This window comes from Acinetobacter silvestris (assembly GCF_002135235.1).
Taxonomy (GTDB): Bacteria; Pseudomonadota; Gammaproteobacteria; order Pseudomonadales; family Moraxellaceae; genus Acinetobacter; species Acinetobacter silvestris.
In genome coordinates, this window is the sequence record NZ_NEGB01000001.1 from 258,771 (window position 1) to 282,093 (window position 23,323).

A 23,323-nucleotide genomic window follows, 5' to 3' on the forward strand; every position below is an offset into this window, starting at 1 on the left:
GTACAGCAAGCACAATTCAGCTATTCATTAGGTATTCGGTAAAGCCTCTAATATCATGACTCTGCGTAAGAGCAAAAAATCACGTACAATAAACTGGTTATTTGGACTAGGATTTTTTTAATGCCACCATTTGTATTGGTCGATGGGTCATATTTTTTATTTCGTGCTTACCATGCACTACCACCATTAACTACATCTACCGGCTTGCAAACCAACGCAATTCGTGGGGCGATTTCTGCCATCCAAAAACTCATGCGTCGTATTCAACCGACACATATGGCGGTGATTTTCGATACACCTGAACCGACCTTTAGGCATGAACTTTCACCGATTTATAAAGGTGATCGTCCAAGTATGCCCGATGAGCTTGCTCAACAAATTCCATACCTGCATGCCCTGATTCGTGCTTTGGGGATTCCGTTATATACACTTCCCGGTGCAGAAGCTGATGATGTGATTGGCACATTAGCAAAACGAGCTGAAAAAGAAGGATACCAAGTCCTCATTTCAACTGGCGATAAAGATATGGCGCAGTTGGTCACCGATAAAGTCACGCTTGAAGACAGTTTTAAAGACAAACCTATGGATGTGAATGGGGTTTTTGAAAAATTTGGGGTGTGGCCTAACCAAATTATCGATTATTTAACATTAATGGGTGATGCTTCGGACGGTATTCGTGGCGTACCCGGTGTCGGTGCCAAAACTGCAGCAAAACTACTGACTGAATACGGTTCAATTGGTGGCATTTTAGAAAATGTTGATCACATCAAAGGGAAAGTTGGACAAAATATTAAAGACAATGTTGAAGGCATTGCACTTGATCATCAACTCGCCAGTATTGTGATTGATTTAGATTTAAACTTGACCTATGAAGATCTCAAATTATGCGATCCCAATGTATCCGCATTGAGAAATTTATATACTGAACTCGAGTTCCGTAACCAATTACAATCGTTAGATCACCCCAACAATCCCAATAGCTCAACCTATAAACAAACTTCTAAAGTCATTGCAACCGCTGAACCAAGCCAAGAAATTACTGCAAAGGAAGATCATGCCACCAGTAGTAGTGTCGATGATCAACTGGGGCAAGCAACTTATCATACCGTGCTTAGCCAAGCGGACTGGGACACATTATTTCAACGTTTAAGTAGCGAAAAACGCTTTGCCATTGATACCGAAACCACCAGTTTGGATTATCGTATTGCAGAAATGGTCGGTTTTTCAGTTGCCTTTGATGCAAAAGATGCCTACTACATTCCACTGGCACACGATTATGAAGACGCACCTGAACAACTAAATCGTGAAGTAGTATTGACACAAATTAAACCTATTTTAGAAGATGCTTCGATTGAAAAAATTGGCCATCATTTAAAATATGATGCACATATTTTTGAAAATCACGGAATTCATCTGCAAGGCTGGTATTTCGATACTATGCTGGCTTCATATGTTTTAAATTCTGTAGCAACCCGTCACGGCATGGATGATGTTGCACGTTTATACCTGAGCCATCTCAGCACCACCTATGAACAAGTTGCTGGCAAAGGGGTTAAACAGAAAACCTTTAATCAAATTGAGCTAGCAACAGCTGCACATTATGCTGCGGAAGATGCACATGTAACCTATCGCTTATACGAAGTTTTAGATCGTAAACTTCGGGAAATTCCACCACTAATCGATATTTTACATAACATTGAAATGCCTGTAGCCAGTGTACTCACCAGCATGGAAGAAAATGGCGTACAACTGGATTTAAGTTTCTTAGGTGAATTAGGCATAGATTTTTCAAATACCATTCAAAACTTGGAAAATCAAATCACTGAAATAGCGGGTGAAAAGTTCAATGTTGCTTCACCGAAACAAGTCGGTGAAGTCCTGTTTGACAAGCTCGGTCTAAAAGGTGGCAAAAAAACCGCAACTGGACAATACAGTACCAGTGAAAGTATTTTAGAAAAACTTGAACATCCCATTGCGGCACTGATTCTGGAATATCGTGGTTTATCAAAACTCAAAAGTACTTATACCGATGGCTTACTCAAACAAGCCAACCCTGAAACACATCGAGTACATACCAGTTATCATCAGGCCTTAACTGCGACAGGTCGTTTATCTTCTACCGATCCAAACTTACAGAATATTCCGATTCGTGAAGAAATTGGTCGTCAAATTCGTAAAGCCTTTGTTGCTCCTCAAGGTCGAGTACTTCTTGCAGCCGATTACTCGCAAATTGAATTACGTTTAATGGCACATTTCTCTCAAGATGAAGCATTGGTACATGCTTTTAATCATGGACAAGATGTGCATCGTCGTACAGCGGCTGAAGTTTTGGGCGTAGCACTAGATGATGTCACCCATGATCAACGTCGTCAGGCCAAAGCCGTCAATTTCGGTTTATTATATGGAATGTCTGAATTTGGTTTAATTCGTCAGTTGGGCTTTACCCGTGAAGAATCACAAAACTATATCAAACAATATTTCCATCGTTATCCAGGCATTTATGAATATATGCAACGGACGCGTCAAGTGGCTTCAGAACAAGGTTTTGTCGAAACTATTTTAGGTCGTCGTTTATATACACCTGATATAGATGCACGCAATATGATGATTCGTAAAGCGGCGGAACGTGCTGCAATTAATGCGCCTCTGCAAGGTAGCGCAGCAGAAATCATTAAATTGGCCATGATTGCAGTCGATAAAATCTTGCCGAAAAATCAGGCCAAATTATTACTCCAAGTTCACGATGAATTAGTATTTGAGGTAGATGAAGCCATTGCAGATCAGCTAGCAGTTAAAATTGCCGAAGCGATGCAAAATGTGGTGCAAATTTCAGTTCCATTACTGGTTGAAGTCGGTAAAGGTCATAATTGGGATGAGGCGCATTAATATCTTTGGGAATCTTCTCTCCTTGTGAGAGAGGATTAGAGGGATGTCTTGAAAACTAAAATTTTTCTTTAATCTAAGATAATCCCCCTAATAAAAAAGGACTCCTCGGAGTCCTTTTTACATTCAAAATCAGTCGATTAAAGACCAGTCAACAATGCAATCGCTGCTGCATCCATCATCTTTTCAGCAATTAATAATGCCAAGAACGCTAAAATTGGAGATAAATCAATCATGCCCATATTCGGTAAAATTTTACGGAATGGTGCCAATAATGGTTCTGCAAGTTCTTGAATCACTTCAATATAGGGTGATCTAGACTGGGTAAACATCACTACCCAACTCAGAATAATCGTCGCAAAAATTAAATAACGACAGAAACGAATCAGATCCTGAATCATGGTAACAAAAGTCAAAATGAGCAAATGCACAGGACTATTCGGCATTGCCCCTGATAAATACATCACCCCAAAAATTTTCAGTAAATACAATACGACGAGTAATGCCAAGGCAGCAGTATTTACTCGCCCTTTCGCTAAAGTCGGAAAAATACGACTAAATACATCGACAATTTTAGTGGCTTTCACAGTCGACAAGACCACTGGATTGTATGGACTAACCATCGCCAATTGCATTAAAAAACGGAAGAATACGAGCAAAATTGCTACGTTAATGATAATGCCAAAAATTTGCGCAGAATTTGCACCCATATTGGATCGTTCCTAAAGTAAGTCTATTTATTTCGTGCTATCACTTAATTCTTGAGCTAATTCTTGACTGCGTTTTTGAGCTGCAGCAAGAGCCGTTTGAATATTTTGTGAAATTTGAGCGCGGTCAAACACTTCTAAAGCGGCTTGAGTTGTGCCATTCGGTGAAGTTACATTTTTACGTAATTCAGCAGGTGAATTTGCACTGGTAATTGCCATTTGTGCAGCACCAAGTGCTGTTTGCAAGGTTAACGCTGTCGCCACCTTTTCATCTAAGCCCATGTTCTTACCTGCGCGAATCATACTTTCCATCATATAGAAAAAGTATGCAGGCCCTGAACCCGATACAGCAGTGACTGCATCAATTTGCGCTTCTGAATCCACCCAAAGGGTTAAACCTGTTGCGGCCAACACTTGCGTTGCGAGTTCACGGTCTTTCGCATCTACAGCGGCAGTCGCATACATTCCATGCGCACCAGTTTGCACCAGTGCTGGTGTATTCGGCATCACCCGAACAACGCGTTCTGTACCGATTAATGCTGAGATTGTACTAATTTCAGCACCTGCAACAATGGAAATAATTAATTTTTCATCACACAGGCCCTTAAGTGACTTTAAAATATTCCCTAACACCTGTGGTTTCACTGCCAAGACAACAATATTGGCATCTTGAATGGCCGCAATATTATCATCCATGACCTGTACATCTTTTTCTTGCAATAATTGTCTTACTTTTTCTACGGGGTCAGAAACCGTTATGCGTGTTGCAGGCAATCCTCGACTAATCAAGCCACCAATTAAGGCTTGAGCCATATTCCCGCCACCAATAAAACAAATATTACAATTTAAAGCTGTACCCATGAATCACGCTCGATCTGAACTTTGCAACTAAGAAATTAAATTTGGTCGCCATCCACCGACTTCACAGTATTTTGACTGTGCCAACCAAAAACCTTTCGGTGTAAAAACACCAAGCATAACATTATCTATGCTTAATATTTGAATTGTATGACGCATCCAAGGAAAAATATGCGCTTCTTGAATCGCTTTTTTCAAAGGCCAATTTCCAACTCTGCCATAAAGATGGATTCGCTCACCACCGACACGTTGTTTTAACGTTAAATCGTGTTCCAATAAATCCCAAGACAAACCTATAGATGTTGTCTGAATTTCAAAATGGCCTGAAGCTAATTTGAGTAATTGATTGAGTTTAAACCCAAGCTGCTGATCGGTAAGTAGGCTTTTCTTTTCTGCCAGATAAACGGCTTTTTCTAAACGATATAAAACTTTTTGATAGCGCACATAATAATAACCATTCCAATGCAATGCCGCTTGTGCATCTGATTTAGAGTCAATTACTTCTGCTTGTAAACGCTGTACCATTTCAAAAGATGGACGATATGTATCCTGACCTTTCATCCAAGCAGACAGCAGTTGTCGTTGTCGTGCAGCGGATAGTTGTTGAAATTTCAACAAATCAAGCTGATTTTGATTACCACATAGTGCTAAATCTTGTATTAAAACTTGTTTCAAAATTTCATCAGCGTCTTGCATTAAATAACTCGTTCGTGCCACCGCTTGCTGCATTTTAGGATAGCGACTTTGCAAAATATGCCAAAGTTCTTGTCTACACCACGCACGATCATAATGGGTATCTAAATTAGTTGGGTCATCCACATAAGCGATATTCAGTTGTGCCGTCCATTGGCAAATTTGCTCACGGGAGATATCTAACAAGGGGCGCCAAATCGTGAAATGATCACGAATATCGACTTGGCGCATCGCAGCTAAACCTTGTACACCTGCACCTGAAAGCAGCCGCAACATTAAAGTTTCTGCTTGGTCTTGCTGATGATGAGCAAGAATAAGGATTTCGTTGCTTTGTAGATGATCTAGATATGCTTGATAGCGGGCTTCGCGTGCCTGATTTTCGAGGTTACCGTCTAATACAGTCACAGATTGAAGAATAGAGGGAAGATTTAGATAATCGCATTGATCTGCAACAAATTGTGCCCAGTCAGTACTTTGTTGTTGTAATTGATGATTAACGTAAATTGCACGAACTTTTCTAGGAAATATTTCAGCCATTAGATGCAAAAGCAGCATGGAATCCATGCCGCCACTACATCCAATCAGAAAAGAACTATTTTCTGGAAATGCCTCAAATTGTGTTAAGACACTAAGCCTAAATTGTTGCTGCCAAACTTCATTAAACGTTGATAACGTGCTTCGCATCGTTCTTCAGCACTCATTGGTTGTAGTTCATTTAAAGCTTGTTTGAGTACTACTTTCAACTTGTCCATGATTTGTTCAGGCTGCAAATGTGCACCTTCACCTTCATCAACAACATACTCAACAATACCCATTTTTTGCAATTTATCTGCAGTTAAAGCCAAAGCTTCACTGGCTTGTTCAGCTTTTTCAGCTGTTTTCCATAAAATAGAAGCACAACCTTCTGGTGAAATCACAGAGTAAATACTGTGTGACAACATAATCACACGGTCAGCAACGCCAATACCCAGTGCACCACCTGAACCACCTTCACCTAAAACTGTTGCAATAACAGGAACTTTTAAGCTAGAAAGTTGCGCCAAACTGGTAGCAATCGCTTCTGCCTGACCACGTTCTTCTGCGCCTACGCCCGGATATGCACCCATGGTATCAATAAACGTAAATACAGGTAAATTGAAACGTTCAGCCATATCTAGCAAACGTTGAGATTTACGATAGCCTTCAGGATTACTCATCCCAAAATTATGCTGCAATTTTTCACGCGTACTACGCCCACGATGTTGACCGACCACCATCACAGCTTGGCCATCTAAACGTGCAAGACCACCAATCATTGCACCATCATCACCAAAAACACGGTCACCATGTAAAGCATCAAACTCTGTGAAAATATCTCCCACATAGTCCAAGAATTGCGGACGGTCAGGATGACGGGCAATTTGGACTGTTTTCCATGCTTGAGATGGAGTAGCTTTATTTTTCATAAGTCGAGCATTATCCCTAATAAACCGATAGATCACTCATCGATAGGTTGTTAATCGATAAATTGTTCTGACTGAATATTCAACTCAATATCCCAATGCTTAAATTGCGCTTGCTCATCATGCAAATCTGCAACCAGTAATGGCCATTGTTTGGCATCGCCAGAAACGCTGAGCTGCCATTGTTGCGCATCAAGCACACTTAATTCAATGGCAGGAAGCATCTCATCACTACGACTATGATTCAGTAAAACTGCGAGACGAAGTAATAAAGAGAGATAAACAAGCTTATTACCACCAGCTCTGAGCACCTCAATTTTAGCATCATTGCGTAGTTTACGACGATGATGAGCGACCAAATGTGACAAATAGTTTTGATCGATTTGTGAAAAACCAGCAATATCGGAGTGCTGTAATAAATATGCTCCATGACGGTGATAACCACCATGACTAATCGCCAAACCTATTTCATGCAAATAAGCCGCTCGACGGAGTAAATCACTATCGTCACTATTCAAGTTTAATTTTTCAGCCACAGCATCAAATAAATGTTGCGCTGTATCGACCACACGCTGCGCTTGCTTAAGATCCGCGCCATAACGCCCCATCATCGCTTGTACACTACGATCACGAATATCTTCATGCTTGAAACGACCCAGTAAATCGTACATTACACCTTCGCGTAATGCGCCATCTGAATAGACCAATTTGTCAATATTCAATACTTCAAATACCGCATAAAGAATGGCTAAACCCGCAGGTAAAACTGCTCGACGGTCTTCTTTTAAACCGTCAAATTCCATTTCTGAAACATGCTTATATTTAAGCAACTTATCTTTCAGTTTTTCTAAGCCTTCGCGAGTTAGATTCTCTTTATCATCGCTCCAGCCCATGTTCACAATAATCTGACGGCAGGCCTTAATGGTACCACTCGAACCCACTGCAGTATCCCAGCCTTCGGCTTTATAAGTATTCGCAATACCAGAAAGTTCTTTACGTGCAGCAACAACGGCTTTTTCAAAATCTTTTTGATTAATTTCACCATCAGTAAAATAAGTTTTGCTATACGCCACACAACCCATCTGTAGTGATTCTGTATGAATAGGTTCAAACTCTTCACCAATAATGAGTTCAGTAGAACCACCACCAATATCGATGACCAAACGACGGCCACTATTCGCCATCGTATGTGACACACCCAAATAAATCAGACGGGCTTCTTCGCGTCCTGCAATGATTTCAATAGGTTTTGGTAAAATTTCAGCGGCTCTTTGAATAAATTCATGCCCATTTTTAGCTTGACGCAACGCATTGGTCGCAACAATTCTTAAACGATTCGGTTGCACTGAGCTTAAACGACCCACAAAGCGGGCCAAACATGCCAAACCACGCTGTTGCGCAGCTTCAGTTAAATTTTTATTTTCATCTAATCCAGCAGCAAGCTGAACTTTTTCTGACATTGATGCGACTTTTTTAACTTCGCCATGATCCACACGAGCAATCGCTAAATGGAAACTGTTTGACCCCATATCGATAGCTGCAAGTAATTCTTCATCAATTAAAAAATCAGACATTATTGATACAAACTCTTTTAGAATTATGCCTAGATTAATTCACATACACGTAATTTAAAAGCCATTTATTTATCCGAATGAATGAGTCATTATTTTTTCAACATATATGACAATTGTATGACAACGCGATTAGACCGATTAACAATATCGTGATCATCAATTGGACAAATCCACAATTAAGAATGAAAATTTATGTATTCCCCTACATTGTTAAAGATGACTATGTAATACTTATATCCATAGCTATATTCATCTTTAAAATATTTTGGAGCAAGACTATGTCTGGCAATCTTATTAATACCACTGATGCAAACTTTGAAGCTGATGTCTTAAAATCGGATATCCCTGTTATTGTCGATTTTTGGGCAGGTTGGTGTGCACCATGTAAAGCCATTGCACCTGTGCTTGAAGTACTTTCAGCTGAATACGAAGGCAAAGTCAAAATCGTTAAAGTTGATGTAACTGCATGTGAAGCAACTGCTGTAAATTACAACATCCGTAATATTCCAGCTTTACTCATGTTCAAAAATGGTGAAGTAGTTGCACAACAGATTGGTGCAGTACCTAAATCTAAATTAGTCAGCTTCATTGATGAAAACATCTAATTTAGTGTTCTAAATCGAGATGCAAAATGCGTTATATTTTTTATAACGCATTTTTTTCGCTTGTAAATTGACAAATCCATTGATCTCACTTATATTTCTTATGCAAGGAACGCTGGAGTTTCCTTTTCCAGTTTCTTAAAACACAACACATAAGATCGCCGCTCGGCAATAGAAATTGTTTTACACATTTCTCCTCGAAAGAACAAATCAGATTCTGAGTTTGTTATTGTGCAAAACAATTCCATCTCAATTCTTGTACTGCGGACGACTTTTGCTGCTTTTTCCTTTATCTGTGTGCCACACACATCCTAATTTTAATCTGATCATATATGAATTTAACTGAACTCAAGAAAAAACCGATTGGCGAACTCATTAAGATTGCTGAATTTATGGGCCTTGAAGGAATGGCGCGTAATCGTAAGCAAGACATTATCTTCGCGATCCTTAAACGCCATGCAATGAATGGTGAAGAAATTTTCGGAGATGGTGTTCTTGAAATTCTCTCTGATGGTTTCGGCTTCTTACGTTCTGCTTCTGGTTCGTACCTCGCAGGTCCAGATGACATTTACGTAAGTCCTTCACAAATTCGTCGTTTCAATTTACGCACTGGCGATACCATTACCGGTACTATTCGCCCACCTAAAGAAGGTGAACGTTATTTTGCACTGTTAAAAGTGAATCAAATTAACTATGACACCCCAGAAAACTCACGCAATAAAATTCTTTTTGAAAACTTAACACCATTATTCCCGACAGAACAACTGATCATGGAATTAGGTAATGGTTCAAGCGAAGACTTAACCGCACGTGTAGTTGACTTGATTGCACCAATCGGTAAAGGTCAACGTTCAATTATTGTTGCACCGCCAAAAGCCGGTAAAACCATGTTGTTACAAACAATTGCACAGTCGATCGTTCGTAATAATCCAGAAGTTTTCCTGATTGTACTGCTGATTGACGAACGTCCTGAAGAAGTTACAGAAATGGAACGTACTGTCCGTGGTGAAGTTGTTGCATCAACCTTTGATGAAGCACCTGCACGTCACGTCCAAGTTGCTGAAATGGTAATTGAAAAAGCAAAACGTCTGGTTGAACATCGTAAAGACGTGGTTATTCTGCTTGACTCGATTACTCGTTTAGCCCGTGCCTATAACACTGTTATTCCTTCATCTGGCAAAGTACTAACAGGTGGTTTGGATGCACATGCGCTTGAACGTCCAAAACGCTTCTTTGGTGCTGCACGTAATATTGAAGAAGGTGGCTCATTAACCATCATTTCTACTGCCTTGATTGAGACAGGTAGTAAAATGGATGATGTGATCTACGAAGAATTTAAAGGTACAGGTAACCAAGAAATTACCCTTGATCGCCGTATTTCTGAAAAACGCGTATTCCCTGCAATGAATATTAAAAAATCAGGAACACGTCGTGAAGAGCGCCTCATGAGTGAAGAAAATTTACGTAAAGTATGGATTTTGCGTAAACTCCTCCATCCTATGGATGAACTTGCAGCAATGGAGTTCTTATTGGATCGTATGAAAGAAACCAAAACCAATGATGATTTCTTTGATCAAATGAAACGTAAAGCGGCAAACTAATTTCATTATTGCAGTCTAAAAAAGCTATCCTCTATGGATAGCTTTTTTATTGGTTGACATTGCTTACATAAACATACAATCAATGTTATTTTTTGTAAAAACAACCATAAACAATTGAATTTTAAAATATTAATAAAAATATCATCTTATTCTTCAAGCAGTTATCTCTAACTTTCCTATGCATATTGAATTTTCAATTGTAAATACCTGTTAAAAAAGAGTCTTTTTTTCATCAGTTTTGTCAATTTTTTTCACGCAGCTAGTAGTAATTCGAAATGCGCAGTGATAGCATGTCCGCATACCGATTAGACTGCTCATGCAAAAAGCAAAAAACAGGCTAATTTGGTTTTTTAAATCTCAATTATAATTTATGAGAGTGATGCCATGTTATTCAAAAAAATCGCTATTGCTGCTGCAGTTGCTACTACTTTAGCTTTCGTTGGTTGTGCTAAAAAAACTGAAGAAGCTGCTCCAAATACAGAAGCTGCTGCTTCTCAAGTAGAAGCTGCTGCTTCTGCTGTTGAAGCTACTGCTTCTGAAGCTGCTTCTACTGTTGAAGCTGCTGCTTCTACTGTTGAAGCTACTGCTGATGCTGCTGCTTCTACTGTTGATGCTGCTGCTGCTTCAGTTGCAAAATAATAATCGCTTAGATTGTTATTAAAAAAAAGAGAACCTTTGGTTCTCTTTTTTTATACCTATACTTTTACAAATTCCATTATTACCAAACAATCAATGCAACACTCAATAATCACGATAAGCATATTAAAATATACTGTTACTCAATAAAAATAAATTAGCCACAAAAAAGCCCTAAGTAAGAACTTAAGGCTTTCTCATAACAAAATATCAACTATTCATCAATTTGTTCAGTACCTACACGCTGTCTAAACTTCTGACCAGCACGGAACGTTACAACACGACGAGCAGAAATCGGAATTTCTTCACCCGTTTTTGGATTACGACCTGGACGCTGACGTTTATCACGTAGCTCAAAGTTACCAAATCCTGACAATTTGACTTGTTCACCAGCAATTAATGCTTGGCTAATTTCATCAAAAAACAATTCGACCATTTGTTTTGCTTCGCGGCGATTTAAACTCGTAAGCTCACTTAAATGATCAGCCATTTCTGCTTTTGTTAATGCTGTCATGAGGCCCTCAATGTCGCTTGATAGGTATTTCCTAACACTTGAATAATGTTATCCATACCCGATTTAATTTCAGCATCTTCAAGTGTACGTGATGGATGCTGCCATAATACTGCAAATGCTAGAGAGCGTTTGCCTTGTTCAACACCTTGACCAGTATACACATCGAATAACCAAACTGAGTCTAACAGCTCCCCACCCGTTTTTTCGATAAGTTGCTGAATTTCACTAACATTAATATTATCACTAATTAAAAGCGCAATATCACGTCTTACTGACGGAAATCGTGATAATTCTGTAAAATTAGATACATAAGTTTGCAAAACAGCCAATTGATCCAGTTCAGCAACCCAAGTAATGCCCAAATCTAGTGCATCTTCTAATGAAGGGTGTAAACGCCCCAAATAACCAATCGATTTTCCTGCAACCAAGATCTCTGCAGATTGTCCTGGATGCAACCATTCACGCTCAGAACGTACATACTCAACCTTCACACGTCCTGCAGCCAATATCTCTTCTACATCACCTTTAAGGTCAAAAAAATCCATAGGCTGTGCTTTGCCATGCCATGATTCAGCCTGCTTAGAACCGACAGCAATCATCGCCAAAGTTGGAATTTGTTTCAGATCATGAATACTTTGCGCATTTTGATAATCAAAGCGCAAACCTAACTCAAAGAAACGTACACGATTCTGTTGACGATTCAGGTTGTGCTGTACACATGGAATCAAACTAGACAACAATGTTGAACGCATCACGGCTAAATCACTTGAAATCGGATTGGCTAAAGCCAATGGATTTACATTCGGATTAAGCTGTTTTTCAAGTTTTAAATCTGCAAAGCTAAAGCTAATCGCTTCTTGATAACCTAAAGTCACCAAAGTTTGACGCAATTGTACAAGATCAAACTGATCTTGATGCTTTGCGAGCTTGACATCCATCACAGGCAGACTCATCTGAATATTGTCATAGCCGTGAATACGCGCAACCTCTTCAATCAAGTCTTGATAAATTGCCATATCATAACGATGTGATGGCGGAACAACGCTCCACTGACCTTCTGCTTTCGCTGTTACGTTACAACCTAAGCGTTGTAATGCGTCAGCAATAAATGCAGATTCAATTGAATAACCTAGCAATTGATCAACTTGAGTCTGATGTAATTCAATTGCTTCACGCGTTGGTAATAACTCCACTTTCTCAGCAATCGTAATTGGGCCAAACTCACCACCTGCCAAATCTTGAATCAACTGAGAAGCACGATGCATCGCGATCATTGGTAATTCAAAATCGACACCACGCTCATAGCGTTGCGATGCATCGGTATGCAAACCATAACGGCGTGCACGCCCTGCAATGTGTAACGGTGCAAAGAATGCTGACTCTAAGAAAATTTCTGTGGTTTGGTCTGTCACTGATGAAGACAAGCCACCCATGATGCCTGCAATTGCCAATGCTTTCACGTCATCCGCAATCACCATTACATTTTCTGATAGTTCAACTTCTTGCTCATTTAACAACACTAATGTCTCATTAGTTGTTGCTTGACGTACATGTACTGCACCTTGAACAGCGGCAGCATCAAAAGCATGTAAAGGCTGACCTAGCTCCATCAATACATAATTGGTAATATCCACCAAAATACTATGTTGACGGATACCAGAACGGGCTAAAGCTTGTTCCATCCAAGCAGGCGTTGCTGCTTTAGTATTTACATTTTTGATCACACGACCTAAGTAACGTGGGCAACCTTCAGTATCAACCACAACCTGTTTCACATCTGCGATGGTTGCAGCAACTTCTTTAATCTCTGGAGCGATCACAGGTAATTGATTAATCACCCCAATTTCACGTGCAATACCACGGACACTGAAGCAATCACCACGGTTCGGGGTAATACTGATATCAATAACATGATCATCAAGATTCAGATACTCACGGATATTGATTCCTACGGGTGCATCAATTGGTAGCTCTAACAAACCATCAATTTTGTCTTCAAGATCAATTTCTGAAGCACCACACAGCATTCCTTGTGATTCAACACCACGAAGTTTGCCTTTCTTAATTTTAAAATCACCCGGTAATACCGCACCAATTGTCGCAACCGGCACTTTCATACCTACACGCACGTTAGGCGCACCACATACAATTTGTAATGGCTCACCTGAACCGATATTAACTGTAGTTACACGTAAACGATCTGCATCAGGATGTTGTTCTACTGTTAAGACTTCACCAATTACCACACCACTAAACGGTTTCGCTGCGGGTGTTATTTCATCAACTTCTAGACCCAACATAGTCAATTGATCAGATAACGTTGCACTATCAATTGCAGGGTTGACCCACGTGCGTAGCCAATTTTCGCTAATTTTCATATCTATAAAACCTTAAAAATTTTGAATTTTGTCTTAAGCAAATTGGCGTAAAAAACGCACATCATTTTGGTAGAACATACGTAAGTCATTAATGCCATAACGCAACATTGCAAAACGCTCTACGCCTAAACCAAATGCAAAACCTGTATATTTTTCAGGATCAATACCCGCAGCTTGTAGCACATTTGGATGCACCATACCGCAGCCTAACACTTCCAACCAACGACCACGTTCATCCATAATATCCACTTCAGCACTTGGTTCTGTGAATGGAAAATAAGACGGACGGAAACGTACTGTTAAATCTTTCTCAAAAAACTCATTCAGTAAATTAACCAATAAGCCTTTCAACTCTGCAAAGCTGGTTCTCTCGGCAACATACAAACCTTCGATTTGATGAAACATCGGTGAATGGGTTTGATCTGAGTCACAACGATAAACACGACCTGGGCATACAATACGAATTGGCGGTTGTTGTGTTTCCATGGTACGTATTTGCACACCAGAAGTATGGGTACGCAATAAATGATTCACATCAAAATAAAAAGTATCGTGCATTGCACGCGCAGGATGATGCCCTGGAATATTCAATGCTTCAAAGTTATGATAATCATCTTCAACTTCTGGACCAGTCGCAACCACAAAGCCTGCTTTGGTAAAGAACTGGCAGATACGCTCTTGAACTTGGGTAACAGGATGAATACTGCCCACAGTTTGTCCGCGACCTGGCAAGCTAATATCAATAGTTTCACTTGCAAGTTTTTGTTCTAATGCAGCTTTATGCAATTCAGTTTGACGCTCAGTCAGTGCAGATGTAATTGCCTCACGTACCGCATGAATAGCAGCCCCTTGAACTTTACGTTCTTCAGGATCCATTTTACCGAGTGCCTTAGATTGTTCCGCGAGCTGGCTTTTTTTCCCTGTAAATTGCACTCGTACTTGATCGAGTGTAGCAAGGTCTTGAGCTGCTGCAATCGCAGCGAGCGCTTCAGTGGTCAGGGCTTCCAGTGACATAGTAACTCTCAAAGCAACAATTTAAAAAATAATATAACCCATTATTCTAACAGTTTTTATGCAGATGGATGAAGCCTACTAGACAGGAAAATTAGATTAGTATTTTCCATCAGAAAAAGGATAAGATAATCAGACTTTCACAGAGATAATGTCACTGAGATCTATAACAAATGGCACTCGATCAAATTTGGAAACAGCAACTGACACTGGTTACCTATGGCAATGAATATCTAACCCAAAATTTAAGTTTTAATCACTGGGTACAACATTCTATATTTAATCAACATTCACTTCTTTTTAGAGACTTATTGTCGCAGCATTTACTCGCACAACATTTTCAGATTTGGTTAGAAGGTCTGAAGAAACAAGGCGTAGACAAAATCAGCCTACACAGTTCAAGTGTGCTCAATGATGAACAAAATCCCAATGCAAATGTAGAATTATTACCAATTACCCATTTTATTGTCAGCCATGAAAAGACAAAAAAAACCGCATGGATTTTTGGTAAAGAACTGGCTGAATGGTATACCGCAGACAATGATTATGAAATTCCAACTGAACAGTGTTCGAATATCAGAAATGAAACTTTTTGGCGTTTTGAGCTAAATCCAAAATTAATCAAACGTATTGATCAAGATTTGGCTCAACCCAATTGGGATGATATTCAGGTCTATACCAACAATGAGTTATTTGATACTCAATATGCACAAGGTTTTACAGAACCAGCGAATATCGATTTACCTTATGATGGTCGGATTTTCACCCAACTCAATGATGTAGAAGAAGCACCTCTAAAAAATAATTTTTTATCTTTATTCCCTACGGATTATCCAGCGACCTATGCGCATGAAACTTTACATCGCCTAGATGCATTATCGAATTTTATCCAAGCGAAAATTCAACAGCCATACCATCCAGATGGTGTGATTTTCACGCCTGACGAGCAATTAAATTTACGTCATTTTGCGCAAAAACTGGATGATTTAACTGCAAAATTTGTCGTAAAAGTTGCCAATCACTACAAATCAGCACGTTTAACCCAAAAAGAAATTACTTCACCTTTTGATAATATAACTACAGAGAGCAGACAAGCTTTTCGACCTAAACCGAATCATTCTGATCATAAGGTTGGGAAATTTAGTGTTCTGACCTTAATTGTCATTACCGTGATTATTTGTATTTGTGCATATTATTTTGGTCTTTAAGATCTAAAATACAAACTTAATAAAAAAGCAGCTTATTTTAGCTGCTTTATATTCTCTATAAAATCGATTAATTAATGGGTTTTAAAGCAATTGATATTTTATGTTCATCTGCATGCTGATTAATATAATGACTCACTGAAGTTACTTCACCATGTACCTCAGCATCCGCGCCATACATGATCTTTAACATTTCTCCCACTCTAGGTAAAATTTCCAATTTAACTTCTATCGAGCCTTGTTTTAAACCTTCTATTTCGACCAACATGGAAAACTCCTGTTTTATTATCTCTCTAATGTATTGGAGTCAGTTCCTAACAAACACTACTTTCCTGTTGAAATTATGTAATACCTTTTCAAAACTTTAATCATTATATTCAAGCTCATCTTCATCGATATTGATAAAATCAGGCTGAGGCGTTATTTCAAATTTCACTGCTTTGATTATAGATAAATTCTGTAATTTGGCTTTTGCAACGCGGTGCATGCCATCCATTACTCGCCCTTCTGCACATAAAATAATGGGATAAGTTAAATCTGCATCATTGATCAATCGGATATGCTCAATAATTTGCTGTGTCGTCGGATGTGTGTTTGGAAACCAATAGGCTTCATTGAGTTCTTTAATCTCAAATAAAAGCACTTCCTTGGTTTTACAATTCTGACTTAATTGCACTAAATGATGTACATCCCAAATATAAGTATCCACGCCAACTTGGCGGAAGTGGTATTGTTTACGCATAAAAGCCTCAGGTGACAAACTTTAAAAAATGAAATATTTTGGTTGACGTTTATTGAATTATGAAATAAATTAAAGACTCGCTAATCTTAGGTTAAATTCCAAACAAAGGAACCGTTATATGGCAGATTACCCCCACCCCTCGACTTTTGACAATGAGCTAACTGATGAAAAATTAACATACATTGCTAAACTAATGCTTCAATCTTTTGATAAAAGCTTTAGAGATACACGTGATCAAGATGATGATAATTATACCTTTGGCACTGTATTTTTCAAACGAACACACAATTGTTTTTTAAGAGAATTTCGAAGTAATTTATGTCCATTCAGAATTCAAATATTAGATAAAACTAATAAATTTATTTTCAAAGTCGGTCAAACGCCATGTCGCTTTTTTGAAGAAAAAAATTATTATTACCCAACTAAAAAGGGTGCTTTTGTTTTAAATGATCAATTAAGTTTGTTTAGCGATATTGGTTTACCATATTATTCCAACTTTCTCTTAATGTATTCTCTCGATGAGGATGGCTTTCCACTAGCAACTGTTCGTTTTGTCAGTTATGACATTAATGAAAATATTGTTTCATATTGGGAATATAATTCTTCAAGTTTCACCCCTTCAATTTCTACTAATGATTTGTATACGCCTGATAGCAATAATCAAAAGCGTGCTCGCAATCTATCAAGTAAACGTAAAACTGCTGACAAATCAAATGAAAATTGAATCTGCAATTAGGTTTCAAAATGTTTAATTCTTTTAACGGACTAGAGCTAAAACTACTTAGACTTTTTAATGAATTTTCCCTTGAAGATGTAGCTGATAAACTTGGCAAGTCAAAACAATATGTTCATAAACTTGAAACAGGACTTAGTTATCCAACTGAAGAGCTTTTAGCAAGCTTATGTAACATATTTAATGTCAAAGAAGATTTTTTTTATCAAGTTCATTCACCACTACAAGAGGATCAAATTCATTTTAGAAGTCTAAAAACATCCAGACAATTTGCCAAACAAGTTGTTATTGCAAGAGCTGAACAATTAAATCGTCTTTTACGCTTTATTGAAAAACATGTCAATTTACCTGAATACTTGATCAATTCTATAGACACAGACCATACAATACTAACTGGTGATCAAATCGAAAAAATTGCTGATGATTTTAGAGTTCAATTTGAACTTGGTTTAGCACCTATTCAAAACTTAACTGAATTTTGTGAAGATATTGGAATACTTATCACTGATTTTGATTCTATTTCAAATGAAGTCGATGCTCTGTCCTTGATTTGCCAAAAGCCAATTATTGTCAGAAACACAAGTAAAAAAAGTGTTTGTCGACAACGTTTTGATATAGCACACGAAGTTGGACATATGGTTTTACACAATGGTGTAATTACAGGTGATACGTTAACTGAATCACAAGCTCATAGATTTGCCAGTTCTCTCTTATTGCCACAATCTATGCTTAGAACGAATTTCCCAATTTTATTTAAAGGCGGACGATTTGATTGGGCTAAAATGAGTGAGTTCAAAAAAATTTGGGGGATTAGCAAAGCTGCTATTTTATATCGAGCTAAACAACTTAATTTAATTGATGACAATCAATACAAAACGGGAGTAATTCATTTAAGAGTTCATGGTGAATCAAAACAAGAAGTTGAAGACCCTATAATGTTAGAAGAAACTCCTTCTCTACTTCAAGATGCTATTAATGTCATATTGGAAGATAATATATCTGCTGAAAAAATCTCTGAAGAACTAAATATTTCTATACCAATATTAGAAAAACTAACAAGAATGAAATTCCCTATAAAGAAAAGCAAACTACAAATTATCTAATACAAATAAAAAAGACCGCTAAAAGCGGTCTTTTTTGAACCATCTACGATGATTAAGCAGCTAATCCGCTTTTAGCTTTTTCAGCTAAAGCAGTAAATGCAACTGCATCATGCATAGCGATGTCAGCAAGTACGCGACGATCGATAATAACTTGAGCTTTTTTCAAGCCATCGATCATACGGCTGTAAGACAAACCGTTTAAACGAGCACCAGCATTGATACGAGCAATCCACAAAGCGCGGAATTGACGTTTCTTTTGACGACGGTCACGGTAAGCGTATTGACCTGCTTTGATTACCGCTTGGAACGCTACACGATAAACACGTGAACGCGCGCCATAGTAACCTTTAGCACGAGCAAGAATTTTTTTATGACGACGATGCGCCTGTACACCACGTTTTACACGAGCCATTTATAATCTCCTTAGATGTATGGGCACATACGACGAACTGAAGCAACATCACTTACGTGAACCATTACACAGCCGCGCAATTGACGGATACGTTTAGCAGATTTTTTGGTCAAAATGTGGCGTTTGAACGCTTGTTTACGCTTGAAACCGTTAGCAGTCGCTTTGAAACGCTTAGCTGCACCACGGCGAGTTTTCATCTTAGGCATAACAACCTCTTTTGAACACCTGTTCGGAACGTCTGCACCATTGCAAAAACGACCTGCAGGTAAGGGAGCCAATATTCTAAAGCAAAATCGTATAAAACAAAAGCGCCTATTCTGAAATTTAATGCGCATGTGCTTTGTTTGAAGCACAGTATTTCAAAAACCACCCGACATATTCTACTTACAGCCTAAACACTTCACGCCTATATTTTGCACAGCATGACAAAACGGCATTCCCATCCTCCACACGAAATACTTTGGCTCTACTGCAATATTGAAACTAGCCGTGATAACACTGAATTAATTTTGCTTAATACTTATTATTTAAATTCAGAAAACCCTGATAGCCTTTAATTAAATGAATAAATTCCGGTTTTCTTAAATTAAAACCAATCAACTCAAGCATAGACATTGCTCAAAATAATTTTCAAGATAAACCCTATTCTCTTCTTTTTTCTATTGCGAGTTATGCAAAATCAGGAAATACTCTGCTCATTTTAAATTACACACTTTATACATCCTTCAATGTGTGGTGGAACAGAATATGAATAGAACGCTTTATCTTGCTGTATTGATGTGTTTACCGATCACTGCCCTACAGAGTGCTCCGCAGCAACTCCCCACCATTAATGTTCAAGCGGAAAATGAAACACCTCATCTTACGACACGTATTCAATGGATTAAATTTCCACAATTACAATATCAAAGTGCTGATTTAGCCAATCAAGATCGATCTGCCATTGTTCGTGTTTACGCCGATAAAACAGGTAACGTCATTAAATCTGATATTCAAGAAAGTACTGGCTTAAAAGCGTTGGATCAAAAATTAGTAAGCGCTGTACGTAATGCAAAAGTAAAACCTCATATTAAAGATGGTGCAGCTTTAGACATTATTGGCTTTCAAACATTTACCTTAAAAGTAGATGATTCTGAAGATAAACGATCGAACAAAAATAACTGTACTTATACCTTTGCCTCAAAGAACTGGTTAAAGCAGGAAAATAATAAATCCGTTCCATTCAAATATACTCAACAACCATCGCTCCAACTAGATGAAAGCCTTTTAAAAGGTCAAGATCGCCTTATCAAGTTTAAATTCAAAGTGAATAAACACGGCGAAGTTAGTCGTGTGAAATTGAAAAAGCGTTCAGGCATTAACGCTCTAGACCAGCACGTTATTGATGCTATTTCGAATGTGAAGATCATAACGAATAGAAGCTACAAAACTTTGTGGATTTATAAAAAATCAACATTAAACGATGAAATCCAATTTAAACTGGATGAGTGCCGCTAGATCTTTTATTCTGAATCAAGGCTCACTTTGAGCCTTTATTTTTTATAAGCTTATTTATACAATTCCGATAAAAACCCAATAAATAAAAAGATACCGACCTGTTTTTGCAATGGAAACGATCAGTAAAAATCGCCAAAAATTTTCTTTCATCAATCCAGCAATTAACGTAATAGGATCACCAATAATGGGCATCCAACTCAGTAATAAAGACCAAAATCCATATTTTTGGTAAATTTTTTCGGCTTTTAGCATTTTAGTTTCAGAAAGAGGAAACCATTTTTTATCTTTAAACTGTTCTATTTTCAGTCCCAAATACCAATTTACACATGAACCTAAAACATTGCCGAAAGACGCAACTAAAATCAGCCAAAAAACAGAATATTTAACTTAAACCAACAAACCAATCAATACCGCTTCTGATTGTAAAGGCAGTAAAGTTGCTGCACCAAATGCAGAAATAAATAATAAAAAATAAGCCATTACATGGATGCACATATAGATTTAATTCTAAATCTATTCGTCAAAAAAGAAATCAGCAATGGAAATAGAAAAGCACACCAATAAGATAATTTAGATAGGGTAAATTTTTGAAATACCGTTAACTCCAACTTACCTTCAGAAATAGCATTCCAATCAACATTCAAATGCGTATAAGCAAAGAAATAAAATAATAAATAGATAGAAAGTAAAATCACTAAAATCATTGTATTGAGTAAAGGTTACTTTAACTTCGCTTGTACGCATGCAAAGATCAATGAAAATACAGTACCTGAAATGAATGTCAGCGTAAAAACTACCAACCAAAACTCTTCAAGTGCAAAAAAATATTGCATCGAACTACACAATATTGCAGTAATGACTAAAAGCCCAATGGAAATCATAACATGCTGAAGATACGTCTCTTTCATGCTCATTCTCAAGCCCATAATTCATTAAATTAAGAACTCTACTTAAGATTCAAAGCCTTTTTAGTCTTAAAGTATTCCCAATTTGCCCAAATCATTGCCAGACAGATGACTAAAATCCGTGCCCATTGATAACGCTGTGCAATAGGTTCTAAAACTGCTCGCTGCATGACCTTATCGGCTGAGTCTAAGTGCGTTAATAAATTCTGAATATGAATAATTTCAGCAAAATATAAAATTAAGCATCCCGCAATACCGGCTATCACACTCCAATAGAGTTTCGGATTGACCTCTAGGATACGAGTAAAATTTATAAAAAATGCTTTCATTATCCTAATCTCATATTAAAAAACCACCTGCAGCGGTGGTTTAAGTTTAGCATAAAAGAATTTTAAACTTTAATCGACAAAGCTCTTTGTATTGCAGGTCTTGCAGTCATACGCTCGATATACTCTTTCACGTAAGGATAGTCTTCTATCTGAATCTGTTGCCATTCATATCGAAGGATCCACGGCAGAATCGCCATATCTGCAATCGAATACTCTCCTGCAACAAACTTCTGTCCAATCAATTGTTTATTGAGAACACCATATAACCGTTTTGTTTCTGTGACATAGCGTTCAATCGCATAAGGAATCTGTTCTTTGGCAAATTTACTAAAGTGATGATTTTGCCCCAACATAGGACCTAAACCTCCCATTTGCCACATCAACCATTGCTCTACCTCAACACGCTCTTGTTCATCCGTTGGATAATATAAACCTGTTTTACGTCCTAAATATTGTAATATTGCACCTGACTCAAACACAGAAATCGACTGTCCATTGGGACCATCCTGATCAACAATCGCAGGAATTTTATTATTTGGAGAAATTCGAAGAAAGTCTGCTTGGAATTGGTCATTTTCCAAAATATTGATTGGGAATATTTGATAATCCAGACCCATTTCTTCTAATGCTATTGTAATTTTATGACCATTGGGTGTGCCCCAATAATATAGATCAATCATGTTGTTTACCTTTTGCCCTTCTCGTTTTTACATCACATTATTGAGCTTTATCGCTAGTTATAGCATGTTTTATGACAATAAACAGTAGAATTTAATCGATGTAATCACGCTATTTAACGAACTATTCTCAAAAAAATTTAATTATTTTTGAGTTTTTTTCTTGAAATCTAAAAAAGCAATCCTATATTTAAGGTACGGCAATAATTGCTGTAGGATCTGCAAATACAGAGATAAAAACTTGTTTATATAACTTTGCTAATTTCAGGAGGTTCTATCAATGAGCAATTTAAGTCTTAGTCCATTATTCCGTCGTAGCATTGGTTTTGACCGACTCAATGACTTGTTGAATCATGCAATGCAAAGTGATACACCAAATTACCCATTGTATAATATTGAAAAAACAGGTGACCATAACTATCGCATAGTTGTTGCAACGGCGGGGTTTAATGAAGATCAACTTGAGATTCATCTTGAAAATCAAGTACTCACAATCACAGGTAAATCAGTTGAAGAAAAATCTGATACAAGCGTTGAATTTCTGCATAAAGGCATTGCCGATCGTTCATTTAAATTATCTTTACGTTTAGATGAACATATTGAAGTTCAGCGTGCAGACTATGAAAATGGCCTATTAAAAATAGAATTGCAGCGTGTTATTCCTGAAGAAAAATTAGCACGGCAAATTCCAATTGGTCAAAAAGTAACACAACAACTGACGTCACCCGAAGTGAAATAAATCATCAAGAAAAAGACCAGCCAGTGCTAGTCTTTTTCTTTCCCCCAATATTTTACATTCGGAATAGTAGCCATAAAAAAGC

General features: G+C 37.8%; 24 protein-coding genes and 1 pseudogene. 9 read left to right on the top strand and 16 right to left on the bottom strand.

The window, feature by feature from the left end; genetic code table 11:
* Positions 1-120 precede the first annotated feature (120 nt).
* Positions 121-2,886: a DNA polymerase I gene (polA, locus tag B9T28_RS01255; protein WP_086202146.1), complete on the top strand. Its 2,766-nt coding sequence runs from the start codon at positions 121-123 to the stop codon at positions 2,884-2,886.
* A 137-nt stretch (positions 2,887-3,023) separates the two neighbouring features.
* Here the strand turns inward: polA and B9T28_RS01260 are convergent, their stop codons facing one another.
* The 5 genes from B9T28_RS01260 to ppx are packed head-to-tail and all read right to left on the bottom strand — an operon-like array spanning position 3,024 to position 8,157.
* Positions 3,024-3,593: a YggT family protein gene (locus B9T28_RS01260; RefSeq protein WP_086202147.1), complete on the bottom strand. Its 570-nt coding sequence runs from the start codon at positions 3,591-3,593 to the stop codon at positions 3,024-3,026.
* 27 nt (positions 3,594-3,620) lie between these two features.
* Entirely contained in the window at positions 3,621-4,451 is an 831-nt protein-coding gene (gene proC, locus B9T28_RS01265; RefSeq protein WP_086202148.1) for a pyrroline-5-carboxylate reductase, read from the bottom strand.
* A gap of 27 nt (positions 4,452-4,478) precedes the next feature.
* The gene (tilS, locus tag B9T28_RS01270; protein ID WP_086202149.1) at positions 4,479-5,825 is read right to left on the bottom strand and encodes a tRNA lysidine(34) synthetase TilS; all 1,347 of its coding nucleotides are present in this window, start codon (positions 5,823-5,825) and stop codon (positions 4,479-4,481) included.
* On the bottom strand, positions 5,762-6,586 hold the full coding sequence (locus B9T28_RS01275) for an acetyl-CoA carboxylase carboxyltransferase subunit alpha (protein WP_086202150.1): 825 nt from the start codon (positions 6,584-6,586) through the stop codon (positions 5,762-5,764). The genes tilS and B9T28_RS01275 overlap by 64 nt, the downstream gene beginning before the upstream one ends.
* A gap of 50 nt (positions 6,587-6,636) precedes the next feature.
* A complete protein-coding gene (gene ppx, locus B9T28_RS01280) occupies positions 6,637-8,157 on the bottom strand; it encodes an exopolyphosphatase (RefSeq protein WP_086202151.1) in 1,521 nt (506 codons plus the stop codon).
* A gap of 278 nt (positions 8,158-8,435) precedes the next feature.
* On the opposite strand from ppx, the gene trxA reads away from it, so the two are divergent.
* The 3 genes from trxA (at position 8,436) to B9T28_RS01295 (ending at position 10,999) form a co-directional block, all read left to right on the top strand.
* Positions 8,436-8,762, top strand: coding sequence for a thioredoxin (gene trxA, locus B9T28_RS01285; protein WP_086202152.1), 327 nt, complete (start codon positions 8,436-8,438; stop codon positions 8,760-8,762).
* Positions 8,763-9,091: 329 nt separating this feature from the next.
* Positions 9,092-10,360 carry a transcription termination factor Rho gene (rho, locus tag B9T28_RS01290; protein ID WP_086202153.1) on the top strand — a complete coding sequence of 423 codons (1,269 nt, stop codon included), beginning with the start codon at positions 9,092-9,094 and terminating at the stop codon, positions 10,358-10,360.
* 384 nt (positions 10,361-10,744) lie between these two features.
* Positions 10,745-10,999 (top strand): hypothetical protein, encoded by a 255-nt coding sequence (locus tag B9T28_RS01295; protein ID WP_086202154.1) that lies wholly within the window; start codon positions 10,745-10,747, stop codon positions 10,997-10,999.
* A 211-nt stretch (positions 11,000-11,210) separates the two neighbouring features.
* On the opposite strand, the gene B9T28_RS01300 is transcribed toward B9T28_RS01295, so the two are convergent.
* Genes B9T28_RS01300 through pheS form a run of 3 tightly spaced genes read right to left on the bottom strand, consistent with a single transcriptional unit; the run spans position 11,211 to position 14,902 of the window.
* Positions 11,211-11,510, bottom strand: coding sequence for an integration host factor subunit alpha (locus tag B9T28_RS01300; RefSeq protein WP_086202155.1), 300 nt, complete (start codon positions 11,508-11,510; stop codon positions 11,211-11,213).
* Positions 11,507-13,888, bottom strand: coding sequence for a phenylalanine--tRNA ligase subunit beta (gene pheT / locus B9T28_RS01305; RefSeq protein WP_086202156.1), 2,382 nt, complete (start codon positions 13,886-13,888; stop codon positions 11,507-11,509). The genes B9T28_RS01300 and pheT overlap by 4 nt, the downstream gene beginning before the upstream one ends.
* Before the next feature lie 33 nt (positions 13,889-13,921).
* Positions 13,922-14,902, bottom strand: coding sequence for a phenylalanine--tRNA ligase subunit alpha (gene pheS / locus B9T28_RS01310; RefSeq protein ID WP_086202157.1), 981 nt, complete (start codon positions 14,900-14,902; stop codon positions 13,922-13,924).
* Between the two features lie 170 nt (positions 14,903-15,072).
* On the opposite strand from pheS, the gene B9T28_RS01315 reads away from it, so the two are divergent.
* Positions 15,073-16,107, top strand: a complete 1,035-nt coding sequence (locus B9T28_RS01315) for a hypothetical protein (protein ID WP_086202158.1) — start codon at positions 15,073-15,075, stop codon at positions 16,105-16,107.
* Positions 16,108-16,174: 67 nt separating this feature from the next.
* On the opposite strand, the gene B9T28_RS01320 is transcribed toward B9T28_RS01315, so the two are convergent.
* Positions 16,175-16,372 (bottom strand): hypothetical protein, encoded by a 198-nt coding sequence (locus tag B9T28_RS01320; protein ID WP_086202159.1) that lies wholly within the window; start codon positions 16,370-16,372, stop codon positions 16,175-16,177.
* A 96-nt stretch (positions 16,373-16,468) separates the two neighbouring features.
* Positions 16,469-16,846 carry a hypothetical protein gene (locus B9T28_RS01325; RefSeq protein WP_086202160.1) on the bottom strand — a complete coding sequence of 126 codons (378 nt, stop codon included), beginning with the start codon at positions 16,844-16,846 and terminating at the stop codon, positions 16,469-16,471.
* Positions 16,847-16,964: 118 nt separating this feature from the next.
* Here B9T28_RS01325 and B9T28_RS01330 point away from each other — a divergent pair, with 118 nt between their 5' ends.
* Complete coding sequence (locus B9T28_RS01330) at positions 16,965-17,570, top strand: hypothetical protein (RefSeq protein WP_086202161.1); 606 nt, start codon at positions 16,965-16,967, stop codon at positions 17,568-17,570.
* Positions 17,571-17,590: 20 nt separating this feature from the next.
* Entirely contained in the window at positions 17,591-18,682 is a 1,092-nt protein-coding gene (locus B9T28_RS01335) for a helix-turn-helix domain-containing protein (RefSeq protein WP_086202162.1), read from the top strand.
* 52 nt (positions 18,683-18,734) lie between these two features.
* On the opposite strand, the gene rplT is transcribed toward B9T28_RS01335, so the two are convergent.
* A complete protein-coding gene (rplT, locus tag B9T28_RS01340; RefSeq protein WP_086202163.1) occupies positions 18,735-19,094 on the bottom strand; it encodes a 50S ribosomal protein L20 in 360 nt (119 codons plus the stop codon).
* A gap of 11 nt (positions 19,095-19,105) precedes the next feature.
* The gene (gene rpmI / locus B9T28_RS01345) at positions 19,106-19,300 is read right to left on the bottom strand and encodes a 50S ribosomal protein L35 (protein WP_004278281.1); all 195 of its coding nucleotides are present in this window, start codon (positions 19,298-19,300) and stop codon (positions 19,106-19,108) included.
* A 541-nt stretch (positions 19,301-19,841) separates the two neighbouring features.
* Here rpmI and B9T28_RS01350 point away from each other — a divergent pair.
* Positions 19,842-20,591 (top strand): TonB family protein, encoded by a 750-nt coding sequence (locus B9T28_RS01350; protein WP_086202164.1) that lies wholly within the window; start codon positions 19,842-19,844, stop codon positions 20,589-20,591.
* A 54-nt stretch (positions 20,592-20,645) separates the two neighbouring features.
* On the opposite strand, the pseudogene B9T28_RS01355 reads toward B9T28_RS01350, so the two are convergent.
* From B9T28_RS01355 to B9T28_RS01370, 4 genes and pseudogenes are all read right to left on the bottom strand, one after another.
* A pseudogene (locus B9T28_RS01355) lies at positions 20,646-21,071 on the bottom strand (YqaA family protein).
* Positions 21,072-21,310: 239 nt separating this feature from the next.
* Entirely contained in the window at positions 21,311-21,499 is a 189-nt protein-coding gene (locus B9T28_RS01360) for a hypothetical protein (protein WP_086202165.1), read from the bottom strand.
* Positions 21,500-21,537: 38 nt separating this feature from the next.
* Complete coding sequence (locus B9T28_RS01365) at positions 21,538-21,825, bottom strand: hypothetical protein (protein WP_086202166.1); 288 nt, start codon at positions 21,823-21,825, stop codon at positions 21,538-21,540.
* Between the two features lie 62 nt (positions 21,826-21,887).
* Positions 21,888-22,505 carry a glutathione S-transferase N-terminal domain-containing protein gene (locus B9T28_RS01370; RefSeq protein ID WP_086202167.1) on the bottom strand — a complete coding sequence of 206 codons (618 nt, stop codon included), beginning with the start codon at positions 22,503-22,505 and terminating at the stop codon, positions 21,888-21,890.
* 277 nt (positions 22,506-22,782) lie between these two features.
* On the opposite strand from B9T28_RS01370, the gene B9T28_RS01375 reads away from it, so the two are divergent.
* Positions 22,783-23,241: an Hsp20 family protein gene (locus tag B9T28_RS01375; RefSeq protein WP_086202168.1), complete on the top strand. Its 459-nt coding sequence runs from the start codon at positions 22,783-22,785 to the stop codon at positions 23,239-23,241.
* Positions 23,242-23,323 lie beyond the last annotated feature (82 nt).